Annotated in this window: 26 protein-coding genes and 7 pseudogenes; 15 read left to right on the top strand and 18 right to left on the bottom strand. The window is 65.0% G+C overall.

The genetic code is table 11. From position 1 onward, the window contains the following. Positions 1-16: 16 nt before the first annotated feature. From H536_RS0121280 to H536_RS0121270, 3 genes are read right to left on the bottom strand one after another with little or no spacing between them, the layout of a single operon-like run. On the bottom strand, positions 17-1261 hold the full coding sequence (locus H536_RS0121280; RefSeq protein ID WP_024352344.1) for an alpha-hydroxy acid oxidase: 1245 nt from the start codon (positions 1259-1261) through the stop codon (positions 17-19). A gap of 41 nt (positions 1262-1302) precedes the next feature. Continuing rightward, a complete protein-coding gene (locus H536_RS0121275) occupies positions 1303-2349 on the bottom strand; it encodes an Ldh family oxidoreductase (RefSeq protein WP_024352343.1) in 1047 nt (348 codons plus the stop codon). Then, positions 2346-4079: an IlvD/Edd family dehydratase gene (locus tag H536_RS0121270; protein ID WP_024352342.1), complete on the bottom strand. Its 1734-nt coding sequence runs from the start codon at positions 4077-4079 to the stop codon at positions 2346-2348. Before H536_RS0121270 ends, H536_RS0121275 begins: the two co-directional genes overlap by 4 nt. Before the next feature lie 157 nt (positions 4080-4236). On the opposite strand from H536_RS0121270, the gene H536_RS0121265 reads away from it, so the two are divergent. The 4 genes from H536_RS0121265 to H536_RS0121250 all read left to right on the top strand — a co-directional run bounded on the left by H536_RS0121265 (position 4237) and on the right by H536_RS0121250 (position 8066). After that, positions 4237-5214 (top strand): tripartite tricarboxylate transporter substrate binding protein, encoded by a 978-nt coding sequence (locus H536_RS0121265; RefSeq protein ID WP_228241227.1) that lies wholly within the window; start codon positions 4237-4239, stop codon positions 5212-5214. Positions 5215-5272: 58 nt separating this feature from the next. Further along, on the top strand, positions 5273-5719 hold the full coding sequence (locus H536_RS23490) for a tripartite tricarboxylate transporter TctB family protein (RefSeq protein WP_024352340.1): 447 nt from the start codon (positions 5273-5275) through the stop codon (positions 5717-5719). 11 nt (positions 5720-5730) lie between these two features. Beyond that, complete coding sequence (locus tag H536_RS0121255; RefSeq protein ID WP_024352339.1) at positions 5731-7284, top strand: tripartite tricarboxylate transporter permease; 1554 nt, start codon at positions 5731-5733, stop codon at positions 7282-7284. A 71-nt stretch (positions 7285-7355) separates the two neighbouring features. After that, entirely contained in the window at positions 7356-8066 is a 711-nt protein-coding gene (locus H536_RS0121250; RefSeq protein ID WP_024352338.1) for a GntR family transcriptional regulator, read from the top strand. A 10-nt stretch (positions 8067-8076) separates the two neighbouring features. Here the strand turns inward: H536_RS0121250 and H536_RS0121245 are convergent, their stop codons facing one another. The 5 genes from H536_RS0121245 to H536_RS0121225 all read right to left on the bottom strand — a co-directional run bounded on the left by H536_RS0121245 (position 8077) and on the right by H536_RS0121225 (position 13305). After that, positions 8077-8937 carry a 3-hydroxyacyl-CoA dehydrogenase family protein gene (locus H536_RS0121245; RefSeq protein ID WP_024352337.1) on the bottom strand — a complete coding sequence of 287 codons (861 nt, stop codon included), beginning with the start codon at positions 8935-8937 and terminating at the stop codon, positions 8077-8079. Further along, a complete protein-coding gene (locus H536_RS0121240) occupies positions 8937-9857 on the bottom strand; it encodes a dihydrodipicolinate synthase family protein (protein WP_024352336.1) in 921 nt (306 codons plus the stop codon). Before H536_RS0121240 ends, H536_RS0121245 begins: the two co-directional genes overlap by 1 nt. A gap of 72 nt (positions 9858-9929) precedes the next feature. After that, positions 9930-11060, bottom strand: coding sequence for a mandelate racemase/muconate lactonizing enzyme family protein (locus H536_RS0121235; RefSeq protein ID WP_029703829.1), 1131 nt, complete (start codon positions 11058-11060; stop codon positions 9930-9932). A 634-nt stretch (positions 11061-11694) separates the two neighbouring features. After that, positions 11695-12168, bottom strand: a complete 474-nt coding sequence (locus tag H536_RS0121230) for a cyclase family protein (protein ID WP_024352334.1) — start codon at positions 12166-12168, stop codon at positions 11695-11697. Positions 12169-12261: 93 nt separating this feature from the next. Further along, positions 12262-13305, bottom strand: coding sequence for an IS110 family RNA-guided transposase (locus tag H536_RS0121225; protein ID WP_024352333.1), 1044 nt, complete (start codon positions 13303-13305; stop codon positions 12262-12264). 72 nt (positions 13306-13377) lie between these two features. On the opposite strand from H536_RS0121225, the pseudogene H536_RS22915 reads away from it, so the two are divergent. Next, positions 13378-13983 (top strand): annotated as a pseudogene (locus tag H536_RS22915) (IS630 family transposase); the annotation flags it as partial. A gap of 102 nt (positions 13984-14085) precedes the next feature. Here H536_RS22915 and H536_RS0121215 read toward each other — a convergent pair. From H536_RS0121215 to H536_RS0121205, 3 genes are read right to left on the bottom strand one after another with little or no spacing between them, the layout of a single operon-like run. Beyond that, complete coding sequence (locus tag H536_RS0121215) at positions 14086-16077, bottom strand: heme lyase CcmF/NrfE family subunit (RefSeq protein ID WP_024352332.1); 1992 nt, start codon at positions 16075-16077, stop codon at positions 14086-14088. After that, on the bottom strand, positions 16074-16571 hold the full coding sequence (gene ccmE, locus H536_RS0121210; RefSeq protein ID WP_024352331.1) for a cytochrome c maturation protein CcmE: 498 nt from the start codon (positions 16569-16571) through the stop codon (positions 16074-16076). Before ccmE ends, H536_RS0121215 begins: the two co-directional genes overlap by 4 nt. Then, positions 16568-16981, bottom strand: coding sequence for a tetratricopeptide repeat protein (locus tag H536_RS0121205; protein WP_024352330.1), 414 nt, complete (start codon positions 16979-16981; stop codon positions 16568-16570). Before H536_RS0121205 ends, ccmE begins: the two co-directional genes overlap by 4 nt. A gap of 151 nt (positions 16982-17132) precedes the next feature. Between H536_RS0121205 and H536_RS24840 the strand changes: the two genes are divergently transcribed. From H536_RS24840 to H536_RS22910, 3 genes and pseudogenes are all read left to right on the top strand, one after another. Next, positions 17133-17276 carry a hypothetical protein gene (locus tag H536_RS24840; RefSeq protein WP_162142676.1) on the top strand — a complete coding sequence of 48 codons (144 nt, stop codon included), beginning with the start codon at positions 17133-17135 and terminating at the stop codon, positions 17274-17276. Between the two features lie 79 nt (positions 17277-17355). Further along, a protein-coding gene (locus H536_RS25265) for an IS5 family transposase (protein ID WP_425304061.1) occupies positions 17356-18110 on the top strand; the annotation gives its coding sequence in 2 pieces (ribosomal slippage) (positions 17356-17694 and positions 17697-18110; 753 coding nt in all). A gap of 66 nt (positions 18111-18176) precedes the next feature. Next, positions 18177-18350 (top strand): annotated as a pseudogene (locus tag H536_RS22910) (L,D-transpeptidase); the annotation flags it as partial. A 55-nt stretch (positions 18351-18405) separates the two neighbouring features. Here H536_RS22910 and H536_RS22905 read toward each other — a convergent pair. The 3 genes from H536_RS22905 to H536_RS25450 are packed head-to-tail and all read right to left on the bottom strand — an operon-like array spanning position 18406 to position 20270. After that, entirely contained in the window at positions 18406-18954 is a 549-nt protein-coding gene (locus tag H536_RS22905) for a peptidylprolyl isomerase (RefSeq protein ID WP_155898580.1), read from the bottom strand. A 24-nt stretch (positions 18955-18978) separates the two neighbouring features. After that, positions 18979-19353 (bottom strand): hypothetical protein, encoded by a 375-nt coding sequence (locus H536_RS23485; protein WP_155898579.1) that lies wholly within the window; start codon positions 19351-19353, stop codon positions 18979-18981. Beyond that, complete coding sequence (locus H536_RS25450) at positions 19350-20270, bottom strand: cell wall hydrolase (RefSeq protein ID WP_051141673.1); 921 nt, start codon at positions 20268-20270, stop codon at positions 19350-19352. The genes H536_RS23485 and H536_RS25450 overlap by 4 nt, the downstream gene beginning before the upstream one ends. Before the next feature lie 6 nt (positions 20271-20276). On the opposite strand from H536_RS25450, the pseudogene istB reads away from it, so the two are divergent. Next, positions 20277-20927: pseudogene (gene istB, locus H536_RS0121175) on the top strand (IS21-like element helper ATPase IstB); the annotation flags it as partial. Between the two features lie 10 nt (positions 20928-20937). Here istB and H536_RS23995 read toward each other — a convergent pair. Next, positions 20938-21120: pseudogene (locus H536_RS23995) on the bottom strand (ATP-binding protein); the annotation flags it as partial. A 5-nt stretch (positions 21121-21125) separates the two neighbouring features. On the opposite strand from H536_RS23995, the pseudogene H536_RS25260 reads away from it, so the two are divergent. The 3 genes and pseudogenes from H536_RS25260 to H536_RS25255 all read left to right on the top strand — a co-directional run. After that, positions 21126-21498 (top strand): annotated as a pseudogene (locus H536_RS25260) (IS701 family transposase); the annotation flags it as partial. 90 nt (positions 21499-21588) lie between these two features. Beyond that, positions 21589-21723: pseudogene (locus tag H536_RS25410) on the top strand (twin-arginine translocation signal domain-containing protein); the annotation flags it as partial. A gap of 64 nt (positions 21724-21787) precedes the next feature. After that, positions 21788-22054, top strand: coding sequence for a hypothetical protein (locus H536_RS25255; RefSeq protein WP_024352326.1), 267 nt, complete (start codon positions 21788-21790; stop codon positions 22052-22054). 350 nt (positions 22055-22404) lie between these two features. Here H536_RS25255 and H536_RS25540 read toward each other — a convergent pair whose 3' ends face one another. Next, on the bottom strand, positions 22405-22503 hold the full coding sequence (locus tag H536_RS25540) for a hypothetical protein (protein WP_373279303.1): 99 nt from the start codon (positions 22501-22503) through the stop codon (positions 22405-22407). Between the two features lie 237 nt (positions 22504-22740). On the opposite strand from H536_RS25540, the gene H536_RS0121160 reads away from it, so the two are divergent. Both H536_RS0121160 and H536_RS0121155 read left to right on the top strand, forming a co-directional pair. Further along, positions 22741-23526: a heparan-alpha-glucosaminide N-acetyltransferase gene (locus H536_RS0121160; RefSeq protein WP_051141672.1), complete on the top strand. Its 786-nt coding sequence runs from the start codon at positions 22741-22743 to the stop codon at positions 23524-23526. 44 nt (positions 23527-23570) lie between these two features. After that, entirely contained in the window at positions 23571-24323 is a 753-nt protein-coding gene (locus tag H536_RS0121155) for a DsbA family protein (protein WP_244495492.1), read from the top strand. A 26-nt stretch (positions 24324-24349) separates the two neighbouring features. Here H536_RS0121155 and H536_RS25535 read toward each other — a convergent pair. Then, positions 24350-24718 (bottom strand): annotated as a pseudogene (locus tag H536_RS25535) (hypothetical protein); the annotation flags it as partial. Positions 24719-25123: 405 nt separating this feature from the next. On the opposite strand from H536_RS25535, the gene H536_RS25245 reads away from it, so the two are divergent. Then, positions 25124-26053, top strand: coding sequence for a site-specific integrase (locus tag H536_RS25245; RefSeq protein WP_060577025.1), 930 nt, complete (start codon positions 25124-25126; stop codon positions 26051-26053). 181 nt (positions 26054-26234) lie between these two features. Here H536_RS25245 and H536_RS24825 read toward each other — a convergent pair. Next, positions 26235-26600 (bottom strand): hypothetical protein (locus H536_RS24825; protein ID WP_024352321.1); only part of this gene is annotated, 366 nt, incomplete at its 5' end.

Raw genomic sequence — 26600 nt, 5'->3', positions numbered from 1 at the left:
AGCGCCTGGCGCGGCCTCAAGGGCGCGCCAGTGCATTTTCGGCGAGGATGTCCGGGGTGATCGCATCCAGCGATGGCGCCCCGATCATCGCCATGTCGCGGTCGATCTCGGCCGCGAGCAGCGAGACGGCGTGCCTGACGCCGGCGTCGCCCGCCACGGCGGCTGCGAACAGGAACGGCCGCCCGACAAAGACGAAGTCCGCGCCCAGCGCGATCGCTTTCAGGACGTCGGAGCCGCGCCGCACGCCGCCGTCGAGCATGACGGCCATGTCGCCGGCCGCGGCCTTCACCGCCGGCAGCGCCGCAATTCCCGACACCGCATAATCGAGCTGCCGGCCACCATGGTTGGAGACGATGATGCCGTCCGCTCCCAGTTCGCGGGCCCGGCGCGCATCCTGCGGCGACAACACTCCCTTGATGACGAGTTTGCCCTTCCAGCGCTCGCGCGCGATCGCCGCGTGGCGCCAGGAGAAGGTGCCGCGCCCGCCGAAGGAGCGCACGACGTTCTTGGAGATGATCGCCGGGCCGCGCTCGACATCGGCATTCTCGAAATGCGGCATGCCGTGGTTCATCAGGGTGCGGGCCATGGTACCCATCACCCAGCCCGGCCGCACCACACCCTGCAGGGCGAGATCGAGGCTGGGCTTCATCGGCGCGCCGAAGCGGTCGCGCCTGGAATCCTCGCGGTTGCCGGCCACGGGCACATCCGCCGTGATGACCAGCGTGTCGTAATTGGCGGCGGTGAGGCGGTCGACCATGCCGGTGACCCGCGCGTCGTCGCCGGGCAGATAGGCCTGGAACCAGCGCGCATGGCCTTCCTTTGCGACCCGCTCGAGGCTGATCAGCGAGGTGGCGCTGAGGACCGCCGGAATGCCGCATTCATGGGCGCTGCGGGTGAGGACGATGTCGCCGTCATAGGCGGTGAGGGCGCTGAGCCCCATGGGCGAGATGCCGAAGGGGTGTTTCCAGGTCTTGCCGAACAGGGTGCGGCTCTGGTCGCGGACCGCAAGGCCGGCGAGGATGCGCGGGACGAGGCGGATGTCCTCGAAGTCGCTGCGGTTCGCCTTAAAGGCGGCGCCGGTCTCGACCGAGCCGGAGATGTAGGAGAAGACGCCGCGCGGCAGCCGCTTGCGGGCCGCCGGCTCGAACTCGCCGATATTGAAGATGTTGCGAAGTCTGCGCGGAAGCCGTTCCTCGCGCCGCGCCTCGGCGACGCCGGTGGGGGTGCCCGCAGCCACCCGGCCGCCGGTCTGATCCGTCATCGTGTTCTCCCTGATGGTCCGATGTCTCGTCTCGGTCAGCCCTACCGGCTGGCGTCCAGCGGGCGGTCCGGCAGTGCCTTGCGCAACCGCGCGAGAAGCTCATCCGACAGGGCGACCCCCTCCGCCATCTGCTGGCGGCGAAGACGCAGCGCCCGTTCGCCCGGCAGGCGCACCGCGCTGGCACCGTCAGGCACCTTCGCGCCCCGTGCGGCCCCGGCCATGAAGCCGGTCTGCCGCTCGAAGGCGGCACGGCCGCCATGGTGCTCCGGATCGACGACCATCACGAAGACCGAGGCGCCCCATTGGTCGGGGGCGTCGGCGCGGCCATGGCCGGCCAGACCCGCCGTCAGCATCTCGACGATCAGGCCGAGGGCGAAGCCCTTGTGGCCGTATTCGGTGCCGCCCAGCGGCAGCAGCGCGCCGGCGGGCTCGGCTGTCAGGAGGGCCGGATCGTCGCTGGCCGTGCCGTCGGGACCGATCATCCAGGCGCCGGGCAGGCGGCGTCCTTCTTCGACGCGTTCGCCAACGAGGCTGTTGGTGGTGATCGAGGCGGAGATGTCGACGAGAACAGGATCGCCGCCCGTCGGCCAGCCCGCCGCAATCGGATTGGGCGAATAGATGCCCTCCACGGCGCCGAAGGGCGCCACCGAGGCGGTGGCCGGCGAGGACGAGGCGATGATCGCCGCCATCCCTTCGTCAGTCACCGCCTTCAGATAGGCGGCAAGGCAGGCGACGTGGTGGCTCTGGCCGATCGCCACGGTGGCGACGCCGGTGTCGCGAGCCCGCTGCGTGCATTGAGCGAGCGCTCGGCGCACCAGCACCGGGCCCGGCAGATACTTGCCGTCCCAGGCCGCCGAGGCACCATGGTCGCGAACGACCGAGGGCTCGCCTGCCTTGGTCATGTGCCCGGCCGCGAGCTCCCTGAGATAGCGCGGCAGGAGGGCCAGGCCGTGGGTGGAATGGCCGAGGAGATCGCCTTCGACAAGCGTCTCCGCGACGATCTCGGCGTGACCGGCGTCGAGGCCGCTGGCGGCAAGCGCGTCCTGCGCGTAGCCGATCAGCGCGCGATAATCGTAGCGCTGGCTCATCCCCGGGTTTCCGGCACGCTGCCACTGGCGGGCGGAACGAGGAAGTCGAAGTCGCAGCCCTTGTCGGCCTGGGTCACCGTTTCCAGGAACAGCCGCTTGTAGCCGCGATCGGAACCGGTATGGACCGGGGCGACGAAGCTCTTGCGGCGTTCGGCCAGTTCGGCCTCGCTGACGTCCAGCGAGATCGCGCGGTTCGGCACGTCGAGCGTGATCCGGTCGCCGGTGCGCACCAGGCCCAGCGGGCCGCCCTCGGCGCTTTCCGGCGTCACGTGCAGGACGATGGTGCCGGACGCCGTGCCGCTCATGCGGGCGTCGGAAATGCGGACCATGTCCTTGACGCCGGCGGCGGCGAGCTTGCGCGGGATCGGCATGTAGCCGGCTTCCGGCATGCCGGGCGCGCCCTTCGGTCCGGCATTCTGCAGGACGAGAATGTCCTCGGCGGTCACGTCGAGATCGGGATCATCGACCCGCTCGGCCATGTCGGCGATGGAGGAGAACACCACGGCCCGGCCGGTGTGGCTCATCAGCGCCGGGGTCGCGGCCGACTGCTTCACGATGGCGCCGCCGGGGGCCAGATTGCCGCGGACCACGGCCATGCCGCCTTCCGGATAGAGCGGTGCGGAGACCGGAGCGACGATTGCCTGCTGCCAGCCGGCGGGCGCGGCGTCGATCTCCTCGCCGAGCGTGCGCCCGGTGACCGTCAGGCAGTCGAGATGCAGAAGGTCCTTCAGCTCGCGCAGGATGGTGGTCAGGCCGCCGGCCGCGTGCAGGTCCTGCATGTAATGCTGGCCGGACGGTTTCAGGTCGACCAGCACCGGCACCTTGCGGCCGATCCGGTCGAAGGCGTCGAGATCGAGGGTCAGGCCGAGGCGGCCGGCCATGGCGGCCAGATGCACGATGCCATTGGTCGAGCCGCCGGTGGCGAGCAGCACCGTCAGGGCGTTCTCGAACGCCTTGGTGGTCATGATCTTGTCGGGCGTCAGGTTGCTGGCGGCCATCTGCACGGCCAGCGCGCCGGTGGTCTCGGCGATGCGGCGACGGTCGGCGGAGACCGCCGGCGGGGTCGCGCCGCCCGGCGCCATCATGCCGAGCGCCTCGACGACGAGGGCCATGGTCGAGGCGGTGCCCATCACGCCGCAGGTGCCGGCGCCCGGCACGAGCTGCGAATTGACGTCGGAGATCTCCTCGGCATCAACCTCGCCAGCGCGATGGCGCGCCCAGAAGCGGCGGCAATCGGTGCAGGCGCCGACCTTCTCGCCGCGATGGCTGCCGGTCAGCATCGGCCCGGTGACGAGCTGGATCGCGGGGACCTTCGCGCTCGCCGCGCCCATCAGCTGGGCCGGCACGGTCTTGTCGCAGCCACCGATCAGGACGACCGCATCCATCGGCTGGGCGCGGATCATCTCCTCGGTATCCATCGCCATCAGATTGCGCAGATACATCGAGGTCGGATGGGAGAAGGATTCATGAATCGAGATGGTGGGGAAGGGGACCGGCAGGGCTCCGGCCAGCATGACGCCGCGCTTCACCGCCTCGATCAGGTCCGGGACGTTGGCATGGCAGGCGTTGTAGCCGCTGGCCGTATCGACGATGCCGACGATCGGCCGATCGAGCGCATCGTCGGAATAGCCCATGCCCTTGATGAAGGCCTTGCGCAGGAACAGCGAGAAACCGGCATCGCCGTAGCTCGTCAGTCCCTTCTTCAGCCCCCGTCCGTTCTCTTCCGACATGCGATACGCTCCTTACCCTTTTACGCCTGCTGCTCTGGGTTGACCTGACAGACGATTGCCAAGATTGTCAACAATATGTTTGACACCTGCACAGGTGTCGATAAGGTCCATCGACGCGCTTGGAGGAGTGCGTCAATCCAAAAGGGAGGATCCACCCATGAGAATGACCATTGTCGCGGCTCTCGCCGTTACCACCGCCATCGTCGCGCCCGCCTTTGCACAGGACGCCAAATACTCCGCATCCGACGAGATCAACGTCATGCAGGGCTTCAAGGCCGGCGGCGGTTCCGACGCCCTGGCGCAGCTCGTCCAGCCGTTCCTCGCCGAAGAGCTCGGCGTCAATTTCGTCAACCAGTACATTCCCGGTGCGACCGGCGCGATCGCGTGGACGCAGCTCGCCAAGCAGACCAAGCCCGACGGCGCCACGGTCAGCATCACCAACACCCCGATGCTGACGACGAACTACATCATGAATCCGTCGATCACCTACACCGTCGACGAGATCACCCCGCTGGCCAATGTCGTCACCGATCCGGGCATCGCGGTCGTCGCCAAGGACAGCCCGTTCCAGACCTTCGAGGATTTCGTCAAGGCGGCGAAGGACAATCCGAGCACCGTGACCGTCGGCAATTCCGGCGTCGGCGGCGACGACTTCTTCACTTCGCTGATGTTCGAAAAGGCGGCGGGCGTACAGCTCCAGAAGGTGCCGTTCCAGGGTGACGGCCCGTCCTGGACCGCCGCGATGGGCGGTAAGATCGACGCCAGCTTCACCAATGTCGGCGTCGCCTATCCGCAGGTGAAGGAGGGCAATCTGCGCGCCCTCGCCGTGTTCACCGAAGAGCGCCTGCCGGAGCTGCCGGACGTGCCGACCGCCAGGGAGCTCGGCTACGATCTCGTCGCCGGTTCGTCGCGCGGCTACAGCGGCCCCGGCGGTTTCCCGGAAGAGGCCCGCACGCAGTTCGTGGAGGCGCTGCGCCGGGTGACCGAGAACCCGGAATTCCTCGAGAAGGCCAAGGCATCGGCGATGAACATCGATTTCATCGGCGGTGACGACTACACCGCGTTCCTGAAGAAGCAGGAAGGCGAGTACCGGGAGATCTGGGCCGACATCAAGGACGAAGTCCAGGCCAAGTAGCACCCTTGGGGGCGGCGACCCGCCGCCCCCGCCACAGACTCCGTCCGGAGACCATGTCATGGGTCGAATCCTGGTTGCGCTCGCGGCCATCGCGCTCGTCTTCTTCTTCTGGAGCGAGGCCGCTGCCTATCCCCGAACAGCTGCCCGCCTGCCGAACCTTCTGGGCTGGATCGTCCTGATCCTGGCGCTCGCGGCGATCGCACAGACGCTTCTGGCATGGCGCCGGGAGAAAGTCGCCGGCACGCTGGTGCTCGTCCCGCCCTTCGCATGGCGCGACATCGCCGTCGGGACCGGCTTCGCAGGCCTGATCGTGCTCTATGCCTGGAGCATCAATCATGTCGGCTATCTCGTCGCGACGCCGCTGTTCCTCCTGATCCCGCTGGCCGTGCTGCGGCCGATCGGATGGACCGCGACCGTCCTGACCACGCTCGTGGTGACCGGGTTCATCTGGGCCGTCTTCGTCTACTTCCTGAACCTGTCGATCCCCCTCTACCCGGCCGTCTGAGGAGACCCGTCATGCCTGAATCCTTCCTCTGGATCGGCCTGGCCAATGTGGTCGACCCGATCAATCTCCTGGCGATCTTCGCCGGCGCGCTCATCGGCATGTTCGTCGGCGCGATGCCCGGCCTCTCTGCGACGATGGCCATCGCGCTCTTGTTGCCGCTGACCTATTCGATGCGGCCCGAAACCGGGCTGGCCATGCTCGCCTCGCTGTATCTGGCGGCGATGTATGGCGGCTCCGTCGCGGCGATCCTCTTGCGCACGCCGGGCACGCCAGCGGCGGCGGCCACCGTCCTCGACGGCTATCCGATGGCGCAGAAGGGGCTTGCCGGCAAGGCGCTCGGCCTGTCGCTGACGGCGTCGCTGATCGGCGGCGTCATCTCCTCGATCGTGCTCCTCACCGTCGCGCCGCTGCTCGGCCGGGTGGTGCTGAATTTCGGCCCGGTGGAGATCTTCGCGGTCGCCGTCCTCGGCATCACCATCATCGGCTCGCTGTCGCAGGGATCGGCGATCCTCGGCCTGATGTCCGGCGCGATCGGGCTTCTGATCGCCACTGTCGGCATGGACCCGACGACCGGCACCCCGCGTTTCACCTTCGGGGTGCTGGACCTGTTCGGCGGCGTCAATTTCACCGTCGCGCTGATCGGCCTGTTCTCCATTCCCCAGGCGATCCGGCTGATCGTGCAGGGCAATTCCAACCAGGACGAGCGCGTCTCCAGCGTGCGGGACCGGATGCTGCCGACCGGCGCGGAGTTCCTCAAGCTCCTGCCCAACAGCGTGCGCTCCGGCTTCATCGGCGTCTTCGTCGGCCTCATCCCCGGCACGGGCGGCGATACCGCATCCTGGTTCGCCTATAACGAGGCCAAGCGCTTTTCGCGGCACAAGGCGGAGTTCGGCACCGGCTATCCGGCCGGCATCGTGGCGCCGGAAGCGGCGAACAACGCCGTCGTCGGCGGCGCGCTGATCCCGACCATCTCGCTGGGCATTCCCGGCTCGTCCTCGACGGCGGTGCTGCTGGGTGGCCTGATGGTGCACGGCATCCTGCCCGGACCATCGCTGATGACCGAGCATGGCGACGTCACCTACACGCTGCTCTGGGCGGTGATGTTCGCCAATATCGCGCTGTTCGTCGTCGGCCTCCTGTTCACCCGCGCCTGCATCACCGTGACCCGGATCCCCAACCGCGTCGTCGGCCCGATCATCGTCGTCCTGTCGGTGATCGGCTCCTTCGCCATCAACAATTCGGTGTTCGACGTCGGGCTGATGATCGCCTTCGGCATGGTCGGCTTCGTCTTCGACCAGTTCCGCATCCCGACGCCGCCGCTGGTGATCGGGCTGATCCTCGGGCCGATCCTCGACACGACGCTGCAGCAATCGATGCTGATCGGGCGCAACGACTGGATGATCTTCCTGCAGAACCCGATTTCGGCGACCCTGCTGGCCGTGGCCTTCCTGTCGATCCTGCAGGCAACACCCTTCTTCGGCTCGCTGGCCCGGCTGTTCCGCAAGCCGGCGGCGGCCAGGACCGTTTCCTCGGTGGAGGGGGACGTCGCGGGGAGCCGCGACTGACACCATCGTCAGTTGAGCAAACCTTCCGGCGCCGCTATGCGGGGCCGTTCGATCGCAGGAGTTGCCAATCCATGTCCAGAACGGCCGCACCCGGCGATGCTGACGAAACCTATGCGACGGCCACGGGCCGACAGAGCGGCGAGGAGGCGTCGCTGGAGATCGCCGGGCAGCTGGAGGAAGACATCGTCTTCGGTCGCCTGCATCCCCGCGAACGGCTGATCGAGGAAGACATCTCCAGCCGGTTCCAGGCCAAGCGCCACGTGGTGCGCCAGGCACTGATCGAGCTGGAGCGGCTCGGGCTGGTCAACCGGGTCCGCAATCGCGGCGCGGTCGTGCGGCTCTACAGCGAGGCCGAGGTCGAGGACATCAATGCGGTGCGCGAGCTGCTGGAATCCCATGCGGCATCGCTGATCGAACTGCCGATGTCCGATGAGGCAATTGCCGAGCTCGAGGCGATCCAGGACCGGCACTCGGCGGCGATCGAGGCGGAAGACCGGCGCGGCGTGTTCCGCTCCAACATCGAATTCCATCAGGCGCTGTTTGCCCATTGCGGCAATGCGGCGCTGATCGAGGCGATCAACAGCTTCGCCCAGAAGTCGCATGCCTATCGCTCGATCTTCGTCAACGATAGGGGCTATCTGCTCTGGGCCGCCAATGCGCATCGGGAGATGATCGCGGCGATCCGTTCGCAGAACCGCGCCGAACTGATCGCGCTGTGCCGGGCGCATCTCGCACCGGCGAAGAACCATTACATTGAGATGTTCCGCACCCGCTTCACCTGAGCGCGGCGTTTTACGCCGGCTCGTCCAGATGGGCGATCAGGCGGCGCAGCCGCGCGGCCGCCGCGGCGATCTCCGCCTTGGCGTCGCGCCCGTCCCAGTCGTAGAAGCCGCGGCCGGCCAGCGCACCGGTCTCGCCGCGCTCCAGCATTGCCTGGATCGCTTCATTGGGTTCGGCATCGTGGCAGAGGTCCGGCACGATGCTGCGCTGGGCCAGGATATGGCCGGTGAGGCCGGCGAGATCCTTCTGTTTGAGAAGCCCGGCGATGCACATGCGGGGCCCCAGCAGCCAGCGCGCCGCCCGGTCGATGTCCTCGACGCTTGCCAGCCCCTCGGCCATCAGGTGATAGGCCTCATGCAGGATCGCATGCTGCAGGCGGTTGACGACCGCGCCGGGGACGGGCCGCGGCACGACGATGCTGTCCCAGCCGGCCGCGCGCAGTAGTGCGAGCGCGGTGTCGACCGTCGCCGGCGCCGTCTGGGCGACGCGCACGCTTTCCACCATCGGCAGTTCGTCGGCGGGGTGGAACCAGTGGATGCCAAGGAAAAGATCGGGCCTGGCCAGCCGGTCGGCGATGTCCTGCAGCGGCAGGCCGGAGGTGTTGGAGGCCATCAGCGGGGCCGAATCCGGCCCGTAACGCGCCTCGACCGAGCGGAAGAAGGCGGTCTTCAGCGCCAGATCCTCCGGGATCGCCTCCACGACCATGGCCGGCGGTTCGTCGGGCAGGGCGCCGACGAGGTCAACGCCCGCCGGGGCGGGATCGGCACCGGCCGGATCGCGGGAGACGAGGAGGGTCCGCTTCCCCGAGCGGGCAAAGCCCGCGGCGATCGCCCGGCCCATCGTGCCGGCGCCGACGATGGCGACGCCACTCATCAGGCGTCGTCCCCGCGGCCCGGCATGGCAAAGCCGCGGCCGTCCAGCATCCGCGACAGCGACGCCAGATCGGCGTCGGCGAGCGGGGTCAGCGGCGGGCGCACCCGCTCCCAGCCGCGCTCGCCGGTGGCCAGGCCAATCGTCGCCTTCAGCGCCGGGATCATCGGGAAGGCGGCGACGGCCTTGCGGAAATCGGTGATCGCTGCCTGGCGCTGGTCCGCATCGGCGGCCTGCCGATTGGCGTAGACGTCGTGAATGGCGGCCGGATTGATGTTGGCCGTGGCGCTGATGCAGCCGGCGCCGCCGGCTCGCATCGTGTCCAGCAGGAAGGCCTCCGAGCCAGCGAAGACGGCGAAATCGTCGAAGCCCGCGATCATTGCCCGGGTGTTCTCCCAGTCGCCGGAGGAGTCCTTGATGCCTGCGACCGTGCCCGGATAGGCCTTCAGCAACCGCTCGATCAGCGGCAGCGAGATCGGGACCTGGGCGACCGGCGGGATATGGTAGAGATAGACCCGCAGCCGGGCATCGCCGACGCGCTGGATCACCTCGCTGTAATAGGCGAAGAGGCCGTCGTCGGAGACGTTCTTGTAGTAGAAGGGCGGCAGCATTAGGACGCCGGCGACCCCGCCGTCGACGGCCGCCCGGGTCAGCTCCACCGTCTCGGGAAATGCCGAGGACGCCGTGCCGGGCATCATGCGGGCCGGATCGAGACCGGCCTCGAAGGCAGCCTCCAGTAGCGACCGGCGCTCGGCGACGGCCAGCGAGTTGGCCTCGCTGTTGGTGCCGAAGATCGCCAGGCCGCATTCCTGCGACAGGAGCCAGCGGCAATGGGCGAGCCAGGCCGCCCTGTCCGGGCGCAGCTCCGCGTCGAACGGTGTCACCACGGGCGACAGAACGCCCCTCATCGCATCGGCCGGCATGGTCTAATCCCCCTCAAGATGCGGCGTCGGCGCCGCGGTCGCCCCGTCGTCGCCCCCTCGCGAAAACGGTGCCTACGCCCAGTCGTCGAGGGCGAAGGCGTCGAGCGCCTTGTCGTCGAAGTCGAAGCCGAGGCCCGGCTCGGTCGGCAGGATGAGCCGTCCGCCCTTCGTCTCGAGCTGGCGATCGATCAGCCGGCGGAAATTCAGCACCTGGTCGTCCGGGAAATATTCGACGAACTGGCCGTTGGCGGCCGAGCCGACGAGATGGACGTGCAGATCGTGGAACCAGTGCGGGCACAGTTTGACGCCGTAGCTCGCCGCGGTCGCGCCGATGCGGCGATATTCGCTGATGCCGCCGCACACGGCCGCGTCGGTCTGCAGGATCGCCGCGGCATCCTGGTCGAGCAGTTCCTTGAACCGCCAGCGGCCGGCCTCGATCTCGCCGGTGGCGACCGGGACACGGGTGTTCTGGGCGAGGCGCGCATGGTTGGCGATGTCGTCCGGCGAGAACGGCTCCTCGATCCAGTAGGGATCATAGGGCTCGTAGCGATCCATGAAGCGCAGGCAGGTCGGCAGGTCGCTCCAGGCATTGTTGGCGTCGAGCATCAGGAGAACGTCGGGGCCGATCGCCTCGCGGGCAGCCCGGATGCGGGCCTCCTCGCCGGCGGGGTCGAGCCGGCCGACCTTCATCTTCACTGCCTGAAAACCCAACGCGACATAGCCGGCGAGTTCCTCGCCCAGCGCCTCGGGCGACTTGCCGTCGAGATAATAGCCGCCCGACGCATAGGCCGGCACGCTCACGTCGTGATAGCCGCCGAGATAGCGGTGCAGCGGCATGGCGACGGCGCGGGCGTTGCGGTCCCACAGCGCGATGTCGAGGATCGACAGCGAGCGCATCAGTGAACCGGCGCGGCCCTGCAGCAGGCCCGACGCATACATCTTGCCCCACAGGCCTTCGACGCGCGTCGCATCCTCGCCGATCAGGAGCGGCGCGAAAAGCTCACGCACGCCCTGGGTGACCAGACTGCCGGCATCGCTGCCGCCATAGCAGAAGCCGATGCCACGCACGCCGTCGTCGGTGGTGACGCGGGTGACCGCGTAGTCGCGGTGATGCACCTGCCGGGTCGAGAAGGAGGTCGGAGAATCCAGCGGAACCCGGATCGTCCGCGCCTCGACGGTCCGGATCGTCGACGGTCTTACCATGGTCATCTCCCGTTTGGTCACCCCTTGCATAAACGCCCATGGCAAATTGTCAAAGTGATTGTTGACAATCGGAGCGGTAAATCGCGCCGGCGGAGCGAACGAGGGCATTGCGGGGGTCGGGAGCGGTGCCACTCGAAGGGCCAGCGCCGCCGCTGTGGGAATGCAGTGGCACGGAGCCGTTGCGTTCCTGATGCTCGCGCGGCGTCGAACGGTATGAACGGAAGCTCGGATTCGCCGCCCGGCCGCAAGCGGAGCCCAGCATGCGGCAGAACGCGTTGTTCATCGCGTCATGGCATTCGAAGGGGGAGCCTCGAACGTCGTGCTGGTATCTAGCGGTGTCCTGAAGAACTGCACGCGGGAACAGGCATGCCAGATCGGGCATGCGCAAACGCCATCATCCGCAAAAGCGGACATTCGGGCATTCTCGCGATGTCATGAAAGAATGGTGCGCCGGTCAGAATAAAACTGCGAACACGTATGTAATTGAAATTCCGCGGTGATTTAATCCAGAAGGTCAACGGCGACCGTTCCGAGCGCCTTTGATCAGCTTCACGCTCTCATCCTGGAGCCAATTCAGCCGCTTCATCTCCGTCGATAGCTGGCGATCATACTTTACCGGCCATGGGTACGGGCCTCAGACGACGGCGATCACCCGGGCGGGGCTGCCGTCCGAGTCGGGAAGGCACAGCGGCAGGGCATAGATGAAGGTGCGATCGCCCGTGAGGGCGCCGAAATTATCGACATATTCGATGAGGATTACCCCGTTGCGCAAAAGCACGTCGTGGCTGACGAAGTCTTCGATCGGGGCTACCTCGCCCTTCAGCAGGCCGTGGATCGGGTAGTCCTGCGGGAAGTCGGGCGACATTGCCTTTAGCCCGGTGGACAGGAGCCACTCGCACGCCCCGCGCGATAGATAGGGCGATTCTGTCCAGAACTCGGGAGTGTCGAGGCTGTGCTTCTCGTCCCATCGCGTTTTGATGAGGACGATGTCGCCCGGCCGCACATCACCGCCGCGCTCGGCCAGCCGCTCGGCGGTGATCTCCTCGTTAGGCGCAACGTCGGAAATGTCGATGATCGCCGCTTCGCCGATGGTCGCCTCCAGCGGCACCTCGCTAGGCCGTAAACTCATAAATCTGGTTGGCAACGGATAACGCGACTGATTCAAGGGTCCGAACGAGGAGGCCTTGATGTCGCGACGCCGCTACGAACTGACACATCCGGCTGACGGCGACGCAGCCATCTCGAAGGGGCGGCCGCTTCTCAGCACCGCCCAGATGATCCTGGCCATCTTCGCCGCCAGCGCGACGACGGCTGTGTTCATGTGCGCTCGCGACAGCAATCCACGCAGCCACTCGCCCATCGGCGTCTTCCCCTTGGCCAGAGATGGCAGCGCCGCTCGCGCTCCATGGATCAGCATTCGCCGGAGATAGCCGTTGCCGCGTTTGGTGATCCCCAGAAGTCGCGGCTTGCCCCCGGGCGTCATCTGTCGAGGGACGAGACCGAGCCAGGCCGCGAGGTCACGGCCACGGACAAACGTCTCGGCCTTTCCGATCGAAGCGACGAAGGCGGTCGCATTCAATGGGCCGATCCCCGGTATCGTCGACAGCAGCCTCATCGATGCATCCGTGCGGGCGAGGTCCGCGAATTCCGCATCGAGGGCCCCGATCCGGTTGTCGAGGGCGCGCCATTCGTCCCGCATATCCTCGATCAGCACCCTCATCCGACGGCCGATCGCCGTCTCTTCGGCGAGAAGCTGTTCCAGCCGAAGTTGAAGCTTGCGCCGCCCCTTGGCGATCACGATCCCCCGCTCGAGCAAGATCGCCCGAAGCTGGTTGATCAGAGCCGTGCGCTCCCCAACAAGCCGATCCCGAGCCCGGTGCAGGCTCTGCATGTCGAGCTGCTCGTCGCTCTTCAGATCAACGAAGCGCATCGTGGGACGGGTCGCGGCTTCCGCGATCGCCTCGGCATCCCGATCGTCGTTCTTCTGCGCTTTCACGTAGGGCCGGACATATTCGGGCGACATCAACCGGACATCGTGGCCCTGCTCGCAAAGCTGGCGGCCCAGATGGTGGGCGCCGCAACAGGCTTCCATTGCCATCACGCAGGCCGGCATGCCCGCCGCCAGCTTCGATACGCTGTCCCGACGCATTCGGCGCCTCAGCACCACTTTCCCAGCCTCATCAAGGCCAACAACGCTGCAAACGTCCTTTCCAAGATCGATACCAAGAACCCTGATCTTATTCATCGGCTCGCCTCCCTGCCATCCTCATCGACGACGCAATCATGCGCCGAGGGAAAGGGGCGAGCCATTCCATAAACTGTTCACGCCCTGGAGCAGGCACGCGTCGACATCGCCCGCAGACGGCGGCGCTGGCGATCGGGGCAGGCCCGGATCGATCCACAGCGGCTGGTCTTCATTGATGAGACCTGGATCAAGACCAACATGGCGCCGTTGCGCGGCTGGAGCCCGAAGGGCTAGCGCCTGCGTGGTTTTGCGCCACATGGCCACTGGCGAACTCTGACCTTTGTCGGCGCCCTGCGCTGCGACCGCCTTGCCGCCCCTTGCGTCTTCGACGGACCGATCAACGGCATTTGCTTCCGGGCCTATGTCGAGCAGGTCCTGCCGCCGGTCCTCAAGCCCGGCGACATCGTCGTCATGGACAATCTCGGCAGTCACAAATCGGCTGCCATCCGGCAGCTGATCCGGTCGGCCGGTGCAAGCCTGCGCTACCTGCCGGCCTACTCGCCCGACCTCAATCCCATCGAGCAGGCCTTCGCCAAGATCAAGCACTGGATGCGCATGGCCGAGAAGCGCAGCATCGAGGATACCTGGCGCCATCTCGGCGCCCTCGTCGAAACCATCCAGCCCGGCGAATGCGCAAACTACTTCGCCAATGCCGGATACGCTTCCGTCAAAACATGAACCGCTCTAGCGCCCGGAATGGCGTACTGCCATTTGGACCTTTTAGGACCGATTTTGATACTGGCCGCACGGGCCAGCACTGGGAAATGTCGGAAAAACGCCCTATGCGCTTGTTCTCGCAACGATCTTCCGCTTGGGTTGGCTGCGCGCCGGCGCACCGACCCGCAGGCGCCGGTCGAACAGCGACACCGTGCCGCCTACCGCCATGAAGATCGCGCCGATCCAGATCAGCGTGATCAGCGGCTTCCACCAGACGCGCACCACGATCGACGCACCGTCCGGTGAGGGATCGCCCAGCGAGATGTAGAGCTGCGAGAACCAGCGCGTGTGGATACCGGCCTCGGTCGTCGGCATCTGCCGTGCCGGATAGAAGCGCTTGGCGCTTTCGATCGTGCCGGCATCGAGACCGTCGCGGCGCAGCGTGAAGGTACCCACCTGCTCCTCGTAATTGGGCCCCTGCCGCTGCTGGGCGCCCTCGTAGCGCACCTCGTAGCCGCCCGCATTCACGGTCTGCCCGGCCCGCATCGCCGTCACGGTCTCGGTCTGGAAGGCCGAGGCGGTGATCACGCCGAGCACTGTCACGCCGAGGCCGAAATGCGCCAGCACCGTGCCGAAGGCCGAGCGCGGCAGGCCGCGCATCCGGGCAAGTCCCGTGCGCCAGCCGACCTTGGCGAAATTCGCACGTACGAACAGATCGGTCAGGGCGCCGGCCATCAGCCACACCGCAAGGCCGAAGCCGAGCGCCGCCAGGATGCGCGTGCCGGAGGTCAGCGCCACCGCAATCAGGATGGTCAGCATCGCCGCGCCGATGGCGAAATACAGCCGCTGCGCCGCGGCCAGCAGGTCGCCCCGCTTCCAGGCCAGCAACGGGCCGAACGGCACGGCGAACAGCAGCGGCACCATCAGCGGGCCGAAGGTGAGGTTGAAGAACGGCTCGCCGACCGAGATCTTGGCACCGCCTAGGACTTCCAGCACCAGCGGATAGAGCGTGCCGACAAGCACCGTCGCGGTGGCCGTCGTCAGGAACAGATTGTTGACGACCAGTGCCCCCTCGCGGCTGATCGGCGCGAACAGGCCGCCCGCCTCCAGCGACGAGGCGCGCAGCGCGAACAGCGCCAGCGATCCGCCGATGAACAGGCACAGAATGGCGAGGATGAAGACGCCGCGGGTCGGGTCGGTGGCGAAGGCATGGACCGAGGTCAGGACGCCCGAGCGCACTAGGAAGGTGCCGAGCAGCGACAGCGAGAAGGTCAGGATTGCCAGAAGGATCGTCCAGATCTTCAGGGCCGAGCGCTTTTCCATCACCAGCGCCGAATGCAGCAGCGCGGTGCCGGACAGCCACGGCATGAAGGAGGCGTTCTCCACCGGGTCCCAGAACCACCAGCCGCCCCAGCCGAGCTCGTAATAGGCCCAGTAGGAGCCCATCGCGATGCCGGCGGTCAGGAACACCCAGGCGGTCAGCGTCCAGGGCCGCACCCAGCGGGCCCAGGCCGCGTCGATGCGTCCGTCGATCAGTGCGGCAACGGCGAAGGAGAAGGCGATCGAGAAGCCGACATAGCCGAGATACAGGAGCGGCGGATGGATCGCGAGACCGATGTCCTGCAGGATCGGGTTGAGGTCCTGCCCCTCCATCGGCGCCGGAAAGACGCGGGTGAACGGGTTCGACGTGGTCAGGATGAAGAGCAGGAAGCAGGCGGTGATCCAGGCCTGCACCGCCAGCACATTGGCCTTCAGGCTGGCCGGCAGGTCGCGGCCGAACAGCGCCACCAGCGCGCCGAACAGGCTGAGGATCAGGACCCACAGGAGCATCGAGCCCTCGTGGTTTCCCCACACGCCGGTGACCTTGTAGAGCATCGGCTTCAGCGAGTGTGAATTCTGAAAGACGTTGAGGACCGAAAAGTCCGATGTCACATAGGCCGCCGTCAGGGCCGAGAAGGACAGCATCAGGAGAACGAAGGCACCGGTCGCGGTGATCGTGCCGGTTTCCATCAGCCGGGCGTCGCCGCTGCGCGCGCCGATCGCCGGCAGCACCGACTGCACCAGCGACAGGGACAGCGCCAGGATCAGGGCGTAATGGCCGATCTCGACGATCACGAGCCGGCCCCCGACGTCTGCGTGACCACCGCCTCGGGCGTGTCCTTGTTCACCATGCCCTTGCCGTCCTCCCAGAGCCCGCGCTCCTTCAGGTCGCCGACGACCTCCTTCGGCATGTAGGTCTCGTCATGCTTGGCCAGCACCGTGTCGGCGATGAAGATGCGGTCCGGGCCCAGCGTGCCTTCGGTGACGACGCCCTGGCCCTCGCGAAACAAATCCGGCAGGAGCCCGGTATAGGCGACCTCGACGCTCTCCAGCGAGTCGGTGACCTTGAAGCTGACATGCTGCGAGCCGTCGCGCACGACCGAGCCGGCCTCCACGAGACCGCCGAGCCGGATGCGCTGGCTCTGCGCCGGCGCCTTGGCGACGATGTCGCTGGGCGAGTGGAAATAGGCCACGCTGTCGGACAGCGCCGTCAGGACGAGGGCCGCCGCGCCGCCGATGACGACGAGGATCGTGGCGATCGAGGCGAGGCGTTTGCTCTTGCGGGTCATTGTGTCTGCGTCTTTCCCTCGGCTGTCAGCCCAAGCTCGTCGCCGAAAGCGGCGATTTCCCGGCCGGCGGCGAATTCGGGGGTGAAGGTTTGGGTCGCCGTACGATAGGCCGCTCCCGCGGCCTCGTCGTCACCGAGGACGGTATAGGACCGGATCAGCCGCTTCCATCCTTCCACATCGTCGGGGTTGCTTTCCAGCCGGCTCGCAAGCTGCGACACCATGCCCTCGATCATCGCCCGGCGGTCGTCCGCCGCCATCTCGGCGGCCGCTGCGATATCGGCCTCGTCTGGCCCAGGGGCCGGCGCCGTCTGCGCCAGGGGCGCCGTGCCGGCGGCCGGCGCCGCGTCGCCGCGCGCATCGGCGATCGCCGCATTGGCGATTTCCAGCCAGGGTGCGTCGGGCGGGCTCATCTCCACCAGCTGCGTCCAGGCGGTCGCGGCCTCGTCACGGCGCCCTTCCTGCGACAGGTTCAGGGCGAGGAAGAACGCGCCGGCAGATGATCGGGGTTCTGCGCCAGGGCACGCTCGAACGCCGCCTCGTCCGTCACGGTAAGCATCAGGCGTGAACCGCGGCGACGAGGTTTTTTACCGGCGCTACGCGGCCGCCTGCTATATGAGCGGCCTGCAGCTTGGTTCGATCAGCGCCGATCAAGGCATGGTCCTCGCTCCAATTGAACTGGAAGGCTTCGCCGGAGCGGAATGCTAGGGTCGATACCCATTCAGCCTGTTGAAGCTTCGAAGCAAATCGGATTCCCTCGTGCGCAAAGGAGCCAAGGGAGGATCGGATGGCACGACTGTTCTGGCTGAACGACGAGGCGTGGGCCGCTATCGAGCCGCATCTGCCAAAGAACCAGCCAGGGGCGCGTCGCGTAGATGATCGCCGGGTCATCAGCGGTATCCTGCACGTTCTCAAGACCGGCAGCCGTTGGCAGGACTGCCCAAGCGAATACGGACCTGCAACGACGATCTATAACCGCTTCAACCGCTGGTCCCGACGGCGAATCTGGACCAGCATTCTGGAGGCACTGGTCGCAACAGGTGTGCTGAGCCGCTCAGCCTCGATCGACTCCACCTACGTGAAAGCACACCGATCTGCTCATGGAGGAAAAGGGGGGCGAAGACGCAGGCAATCGGCCCTTCCCGAGGTGGGCAGACAACAAAGATCCATGCCATCACCGACTGCCTCGGCCGCCCGGCGATCCTCCGGCTGACACCCGGCAATATCAGCGACGTGGGTGCCGCAAATGATCTGCTGGATGCTGCGGGACCGGTGCGCTGGTTCACCGCTGACAAGGGCTATGATGCTGATGCTCTGCGGCAGCGGCTTCGCAATGTCGGCGGGAGGCCCGTGATCCCAGGCAGATCGAGCCGGAAGCCCCCAGTCGTCTACGACAAACGACGCTACCGCGAGCGCTGGCGGATCGAAGCTGCCTTCTGCCGCCTCAAGGACTTTCGACGCATCGCAACCCGCTACGACAAGCTCGCCGCGAACTTCCTGTCCGCCGTCGCCCTGGTGACCATCATCGCTTTCTGGGTTTGATCGAGTCTCGACCCTAGGGGAATGAAGATACCCGCCCTGTCGTGTGTTGCTCGCGCTGCCGATCGGCAGGCCACTTATCTCTACTGGGACGGCCGGGACACGCTCTACCGGATCCACGGCACCAACGAGCCATCATCGATCGGAAAGGCCGTCTCGAACGGCTGCATTCGGATGCTCAACGAGCACGTCAGCGACCTTTACGAGCGCGTTGATGTGGGAGCAGAGGTGATGGTGCGGTGAACGCGTGGGATCGCGCGGTTGTGCCGCGAGTCAACGGATTGAGCTTCCCTATCTATTACTGCTGCGCTTCCGGTTTTTCGATCGCGGTGCCGGAAATCGGTCCTGCCTGTGCTGCCTCGGGAGAACTCGGCAGGTCGTCCTTCACGTCCATCACCTGAATGTCGGCCCCTTGCTTCACCTCAGCCATGATCTGAGACACCAGAGTTCGGACCAGCTGTTGGTGAAGCTGCGGCTTCATCTCCTGCAAAGTCGGCTGCGGAGGAGTGCGCCTTTCCCCGACCAGGATCACATGCCATCCGAACGGCGTCTTGACCGGCTCTGTCGTAAATTCACCGGCGTCTAGTTCGAATGCAGCCGCATCAAATGCAGGCACCATCTGGCCTTTTGAAAACCATCCGAGATCGCCTCCCGCCTGCTGTCCAGATGGATCGGTCGTAGTTGCGTTGGCCAGATCCTCGAACTCAGCTCCGTTCTTGAGCTGCTCAATAAGCTCTCTGGCCTTGTCTTCACTCTCCACCAGGATATGGCGCGCCTTCAGCAGCTCCTGCGGTGGATTGTTTGCGAGGTAGTCCTCGAAAGCCCCTTGGAATACCTGTTCGGTCATGCGACGATCCAACTCGCGCTGCAATCAGACGTCCCCGACAATGCGGCGTTCCTCCTTCTTCAAGCGCGCCTGCACCTCTGGATCGTTCTGAAGTCCAGCCTCATAAGCCCTCTCGGCTACGAGCCGGACGGCAGCAATCTGTTCGGCCATCTGGGGTATCAGTACCCCAATCGGCACCTGCTGGTATTGTGGCGGCAAGCCGCTAATCACTTCCAAGACCTCCGATCTTAAGATCGGCTGACCATTGACCGTCGCCGCCACAGAATCGTCGTTCTCCAGTGTCTGCTGTTCCAAAGGCGGTGAGGATGGGGCAGGGGCCGGTACCTGCGCCATCACCGGCGCCATCATTCCTGCAACTACCGCCGCAGCAGCGAGGCCACGAAGGCCAATTGATGTCATGTGACGCTACCTTTCCGAGAATTGAGCCATCCAGCTTCTGCATATTGCATAGAGTAGATTTGCCTGAGGCGCACGATGAGACGAGGGTGGCGGAGAGCCGACGCCGACGTCGGGGACGGGACACAGAGCCAGGTAATTAGTACCCACACCGTTGCACAGCAGCTGGGTTGCATAGCTCTCGTGGAGGATGAGCCTCGCAATCGGCTGTAATTAATACATTGGACGGAGCGCCGCCACTCAATCCCAGCCGCCGCCAAACGTTCGATAAAGATGTGGAGCCCGATTTGGTCGACGCGCTCCATTGCCTGGGCCCACCGCGGGCTGACATAGGTTGCATGGTAATTGTTCGCGGAACCGACCCTTTGAAGCCAGATCTCTCCGTTGGTGACCTTATGGCCGATCATTTCGGCTGCCGCATAGGAGCGGCGATCGGTGATGCGGTCTTCAATGCCGTCGCAGGCGAAGGAAAACTGGCAGCGGTTCTTCCAGTTTTGATTTTGATACACGACGCCGCAGATGGTGTCTGGATAGGCTGGATTGCGCACCCGGTTCAGAATGACCTGCCCGACCGCGGCCTGGCCCTTCTCCTCCTCGCCGCGCGCCTCAAAGTAGATGCCGTTGGCAAGGCAGGTCTGCTCATTCTTGGCGAAGGCGGAGGCCGGCAGTGGCGTTGCGGCCCAGGGATGGTCCTTCGGCCCAAGCGGCGGCACGAAGCTTCTTTTCGGCTCACCGAGAACGTGATCGAAAAGCGAGAGCTCCGGTCTAACTGAGGGCGCATAGGCAAGCGTTAGGAGGTCGTCCTTCTCATCAGCGGCATCTTCAGCGAGCTTGCTCAAGCTGGAGGGTAACCGCGCATTGATTGCGCGGTCTCTAGCCTCGGGTGGCTGAAGATCGGGATATCGCGAACGGAAGATCATGGCGGCCACCTCGTCCAGGCCAGGTTGCCTGCCGGCAAAACCCTGGCGACCTTCGACTTTGCCGCGCTGCCCACCGTGCCGAAGGCCAGGGTCACCGCGCTCGCCGCCGGCGACTGGATCGAGACCGGCGACAATCTGGTCGCCATTGGCAACTCCGGCAGTGGCAAGACGCATCTGCTGGCGGCCGTCGGCCATGCCCTGGTGGAGGCCGGCTACCGCGTCCTCTATACCCCCACCACCGATCTCGTGCAGCGGCTACAGGCCGCCCGCCGCGACCTCGCCCTGGAGGCGGCTCTGGGAAAGCTCGACAAGTTCGACCTCCTGATCCTCGACGACATCACCTACGCCAACAAGGATCTGGCCGAGACCAGTGTCCTGTTCGAGCTGATCGCCCGGCGATACGAGCATCGCAGCCTCGCCATCGCCGCCAATCAGCCCTTCAGCGCATGGGACCGAGTCTTCCCCGAGCAGGCTGTCGCTGTCGCCGCCATCGACCGTCTCGTCCACCACGCGACCATCCTTGAGATGAACGCCGAAAGCTACCGACGGCGCTCCGCCGCAATACGGATCGACGGCGGACCGCAAATCGTCCGCGACAGCCTCAGCGACAACCAAACCGAACCAGGGAGCGACAGCCAAACCGGACATCATGGTTGACGCGCTACAGCGAGAACACCTCGAACAGAAGCTCCGCGCCCGTCGGCGACAGCGGCACGTAGCCGAGTTCGTCGACGATGAGGAGTTGCACCGCCTGAAGATCGCGTTGCTGCTTCAGAAGACGGCGCTCGTCCCGGGCTTCCATGAGCTGGTGAACGAGAGCCGCCGCGGTGGTGAATGTGACGGTGAGACCACACCAAGATGCGGTGGCGGATCGAGCGCGACTATCTCGAGCTCAAGCAGGAGCTTGGGCTCGGCCACTACGAGGGCCGCGGCTGGCGGGGCTTTCACCACCATGCAACGCTCTGCAGCAGCATGCGGATTCCTGATCGCCGAACGGGCGAGGTTTCCCCCCCTCAGCACTCGCCCCAACCAAACCCCGACGCCTGGCGTTCCCGGAGGTCGTCGATCCCGCAGCGCCGCCACTGCGATACGAACGGCACGTGCCAAACTCGATCGCGATCCTGCGAAGACGCCTCACAAGCGCACTCGCGCGAAGTCTCGAGCGATGTCCCTGTTGTGCAACGAAATATCCGCCAAACCGAATCCTGCCAGGTTTATGACGCAGTAGGATTAGAGGGCGGTGAAACCGGCGCAGATTCATCGATCTTTCGCCATACATTTTCGTTTGGTTTGCGACAGGCGGGCTACTGCTGCCCGGATGACCGAACGAGTTCTTCTAGGGGGCCACATGGTCGACGGCAAGTTGCGCTTCGCCCAGTCCAAGCTTTCGCGCCGGCGCTTCATGTCGGGCGCAGCGGCCATCGGTGCGGCAGCGCTTCCCGGATCCGCTTTCCCCCAAACTGCACTCGACGCGCTTGACGGCGCCCAAGCGCGGCCGCTCGAACGACTAGTTCGACATGAGCCAATCGACGGCCCGCAACGTGGCGTCCCACCAGCCGGTCTTCTCTCAGAACACCGTCACGGCGATGCAGCAGGCGATCAACAGCTACACGCAGATCGTGATGGCCGGCGGCTGGCCGATGGTGCCGGACCAGGCAAAGCTCCAGCTCGGCGTCCAGCATTCCGCCGTTCCGATCCTGCGCGAGCGCCTTGTTATAGCAGGGGACCTGCCGCGTGCGGCAGGCAACGGCTCGCCGGTTTTCGACACCTCGACATCGGCGTGAGACGCTTTCAGGCCCGCCACGGCCTTGCGGATGACGGCGTCGCCGCCGAGCACACCTACAAGGCGATGTACGTTCCGGCCAACATCCGGCTCAGCCAGCTCCAAACCAATATCGGCTGCGTCCAGTCGATGCAGGTCAGTCCGGCCCGCTACGTAATGGACAATATTCCGGCCGCGGCGATCGAGGCCGTGGAGAATGGGCAGGTGGTTCAGCGCCATACGGCCGTCGTCGGTGTAATCGGATCGGCTTCCTCACACGAGGCGTTTGGCCTTCGGGCCATCACGAGAGGGCCGAGTATGTCTTCGATCTCGAAGCCGAGCTCGCGCGCGTGCCGGATAAAGGCAATGCAATCAATGTCCGAAGCACTGTACTGCCGGCGGTTGCCACTGGTGCGAGCGGGGGGCGATCAGGTCAATATCCTCATAGAACCGTATCGTCGTGATCTTCACGCCGCTGCGCTCTGAAGCTTCGCTGATCGAATATCTTCGTTAAGACATTTTATCTTGCTCCTCTAGTCGCTGGAGGGGCTAGACGCCAACGAGGCGCTCATCAAGGACTTGTTCGATGATGTCACCCGGCACGCGGCGTTCAGCCGCCCGGCTCTTTGACCACCTGCTGAGAAGCCGGCGTGTCGGAGTGCAGGACGCCTTGCGCGCGGTCTTGCTAGCGGTTAGCCAGGGAACTTGATGCTGTCGGCTCGCGAGAACATGCATGCTACCGCGGTGGCGGCCCAAGCCAAGTCTGCCTCTCCAGCTCGGTACGTCTTTATTGATGTCTGGCGCGGCTTGGCCATCATCGGTGTTGTCGCCTATCATTTCGGCTGGGACCTGAACTTCTTCGGCTTGATTTTGCCGGATCTGATGTTCAGCGGGCCGGTGACGGTTTTCGCTAGAGCTCTTGCCGGCTCCTTCATGTTTCTTGTCGGCGTCAGCCTCGTTCTTGCTCATAACAGCAATCTTCATTGGTGGAAGTTCATCAAGCGGCTTGTCAAACTCATCACGGCCGCCGTCGCGATCTCGATCGTTACCTATTTCCTGTTCCCCGACGCCTTCATCTATTTCGGGATACTGCATTCAATCGCGCTGGCCTCGGTGATCGGGCTCGCCTTCCTGCCTCTTCCGACTGGACTGATCTTCTTCGCCTCCTTTGCGGTCCTCGCGGCACCGTTCCTCTTTGAGACGTCCGCCTTCGACACACGAATGCTTGCATGGGTCGGCTTAGCCGCGGAACCGCCGATGGCGAACGACTTTGTTCCTGTCTTCCCGTGGTTCGGCGTCACGCTCGCAGGCATTGCGTGCACCCGGCTTTTTCTGTCAAAGCAAAGGACGCGGGACGTACCGCCAAAGCCTGCCAATGGTGTCGTCATCCGAGGCCTCGCCTGGGTCGGCCGACGAACGCTGCCCATCTACCTGTTCCACCAGCCGCTCTTGATCGCCGGCCTTGTCATTTTCACCCGCTTCGCCGCCACATAATCGGTGGTCCCAAAAGCCTCACTCTTGGACTATGGAGATCAGCAGTGACCGAGATTACCAACCGTAGTAGTGTTCAAATAACTGTTTCATCGCAGCTATTTCGCAGGTTCGCCGGGTGCGGCGCGATCCTTCTTCTCCTCGCCATCGCCGAATATACCGACGTGGCAAGCACCAGCGCCTCCGCGCAGCAAGCAGACGAAACGACCTCCAATGGCCCCGCATCTACCGAGGCGCCGGGGCCCTCCGCCACCGTAGATGTTGCCGAGCTGATGGCCGATGGCCCGTTGCCGGACATCGTGATTGGATATCCCACCGCGCCGGTGACGATCGTGGAATATGCTTCCATGACCTGCGGACACTGCGCCAACTTCCATGAGAACAGCTATCCGCAGATCAAGGCCGACTACATTGATACCGGCAAGGCCAAGCTGATCATCCGCGAGTTCCCCTTCGATCCGCGCGCGCTCGGCGCCTTCATGCTGGCGCGCTGCACAGAGACCGATGCCCAGCGCACGGCGATGCTCGATGTCCTGTTTAAGCAGCAGGACGCGTGGGCACGCGCCGAAAACGCGTCCGTGGCGCTCCTCAACATTGCCAAGCTGGCCGGGTTCACTGAGGAGAGCTTCACCGCTTGCCTGAATAACAAGGAGCTCCAGCAGCAGATCATTGAGACGCAGGAGCGCGGGCAGCAAGAGTTCGGCGTCGACGCCACGCCCACATTCTTCATCAACGGCGACAAATATGCTGGCTCTCTCTCCCCAGAGCAAATGGCGTCGATCATCGACGAAAAGCTGTAGCGTTGAAGGGTACTAATCCTACTGTGTCATGAACAGCGCAGGTTTGGGCTTGATGTATATTTAGTTGCACAACAGGGACATCGCTCGAGACTTCGCGCGAGTGCTGTTGCGAGGCGTCTTCGCAGGATCGCGATCGAGTTTGGCACGTGCCGTTCGGATCGCAGTGGCGGCGCTGCGGGATGGACGACCTCCGGGAACGCCAGGCGTCGGGGTTTGGTTGGGGCGAGTGCTGAGGGGGGAAACCTCGCCCGTTCGGCGATCAGGAATCCGTATGCTGCGATGCAGAGCGTTGGATGGTGGTGAAAGCCCCGCCAGCCGCGGCCCTCGTAGTGGCCGAGCCCAAGCTCCTGCTTGAGCTCGAGATAGTCGCGCTCGATCCGCCACCGCATCTTGGTGAGTTGCACCATCCGATCGAAGGCGATGCTCTCAGGGAGTAACTGCTCACGTGGGTGGCATTCTGTCTTGATTTGAGGGACTGGATATGAGTCAAGATTCCCATGACTCACCCGCCCCGGCGCTTGCTGACCGACGCTGAGAAGGACGCCCTGCTGGATCGGCAGGCGGCTTTGATCGACGCGCGGATGGCACGGATCGCGGTTCTGGAGGCGGCTCTTTCGCCTACGTGCTCGCCGCCTTCGAATGCGCCCTCAACGCGCAGATATTCGATTTGCCCATAAGGCCGCGAATCTGCGCAGCACCACCGATTCCGCCGCTGTGGAGGCAACCATTCGCAGCATCCGTCGCGAGATTGGACCGTCGTTGACCAGAAGGCACCGGCCACCGCCACCGCGATTGCCCTCATGCTGTCGCGCGTCCCGGCCACCGTGCAGGGCATCAGGGATCATACTTTGCTCGCTCTCGGCTTTGCCGGTGCCTTCCGCCGTTCCGAGTTCGTCGCGCTCCGCGTGGGGGACATCAGCTTTACGGACGAGGGAGCCGACGTTCGCATTCTTCGATCGAAGACCGATCAAGAAGGCGCAGGCCACGAGATCAGCATCCCGCATGGAACGCGCCTACGGCCCATCGAGGCGTTGCGCGCGTGGCTGGAGGCTGCCGGGATCGAGGATAGCCCGATATTCCGACCGATTACCAAGAGCGGTTTGATAGGGCAGGGCGCTTTGACCCCACAGAGCGTGGCACTGATCGTGAAGCGGTACGCCTCCGCTGCCGGCTTGGACGTAAAGCAGCTTCGCCGGACGGAGCCTCCGGGCCGGGTTTGTTACCAGCGCGGCCGAGAGCGGCGCCGACATCAATCGCATCATGGACCAGAGCCGCCACACGGACCCGCGGACTGTCCGCATCTATATCCGCAGCGCCAATCGCTACAAGGACCGCGCCGGCGCCAGCTTCCTTTGACCCTCGAAGCCGGAGAACACCCTATGCGCAGCACCATCGTCCTTTGCTGTTCTCTCGGTGTATTAACAGCGACAGCCGCCCCCGAATCAGCCGCCGAATGCAACCGCTATCGCAGCACGGCCGACACGACCAAATTGCAGATCTCGTCGGACTGGCGAACCGTCGACCAGTACCCCGTCACCGACCGCGCGAAAACCTTCGATCTGCGGACGTGCGGCACTTCAATTGTTGGAGTCTGCGCGGTCGACCCTGAAGGGAAAGCCGAGCCGTTCCACATCATCACGATCCACGGGACCATGATGGGCGACGATGGACCGGCTCGCGACTTCATGCTGGTCGACGGCTCGACCATATACGAGCCTGCTTGCGAGTAAATGCTTCGACTACTCCCGTCGGCCTTTTCCCATCCGCGTTGTGACCATCACGAATTCTGCTCTGCCGCAGTATCCATAAGTTCGTTTTGCTAGCCCATAAATACCTGTGAGTTTCGGCGGCGGACGCGGTGCCCGGGACGAGGATAGGCCGGGCACCGCCCTGTTAGCATGTCAGATGGGCTCAGCTCTGCGGCCCGTTGTCGTAGCCGACCTCGTCGACCATCTCGGAGGCCTTGGTGCGGAACTTGGCGATCTCGTCGAGCGGCAGCGTGTCGGGCTTCAGGTCGCCGAAGGACTTGACCAGTTCGGACGCCTCGATGCCCGGCTCCAGCGGATATTCGTAGTTCAGCTCGGCGTAGATCTTCTGCGCCTCGTCGCCAGACAGGAATTCCATCAGCTTGACGGCATTGTCACGGTTCGGCGCGTTCTTGGCCAGCGCGACGCCGGAGATGTTGACGTGGGTCAGGCCGTTCTCGAAGGTCGGCATGATCACCTTGATGGCGTCCGCCCACTCCTTCTGCTCCGGCTCCTTCTCGTTGGTCGCCAT

It is taken from the genome of Aurantimonas coralicida DSM 14790 (assembly GCF_000421645.1).
GTDB lineage: Bacteria > Pseudomonadota > Alphaproteobacteria > Rhizobiales > Rhizobiaceae > Aurantimonas > Aurantimonas coralicida.
This window is presented reverse-complemented; position numbering and strand designations above follow the sequence as displayed.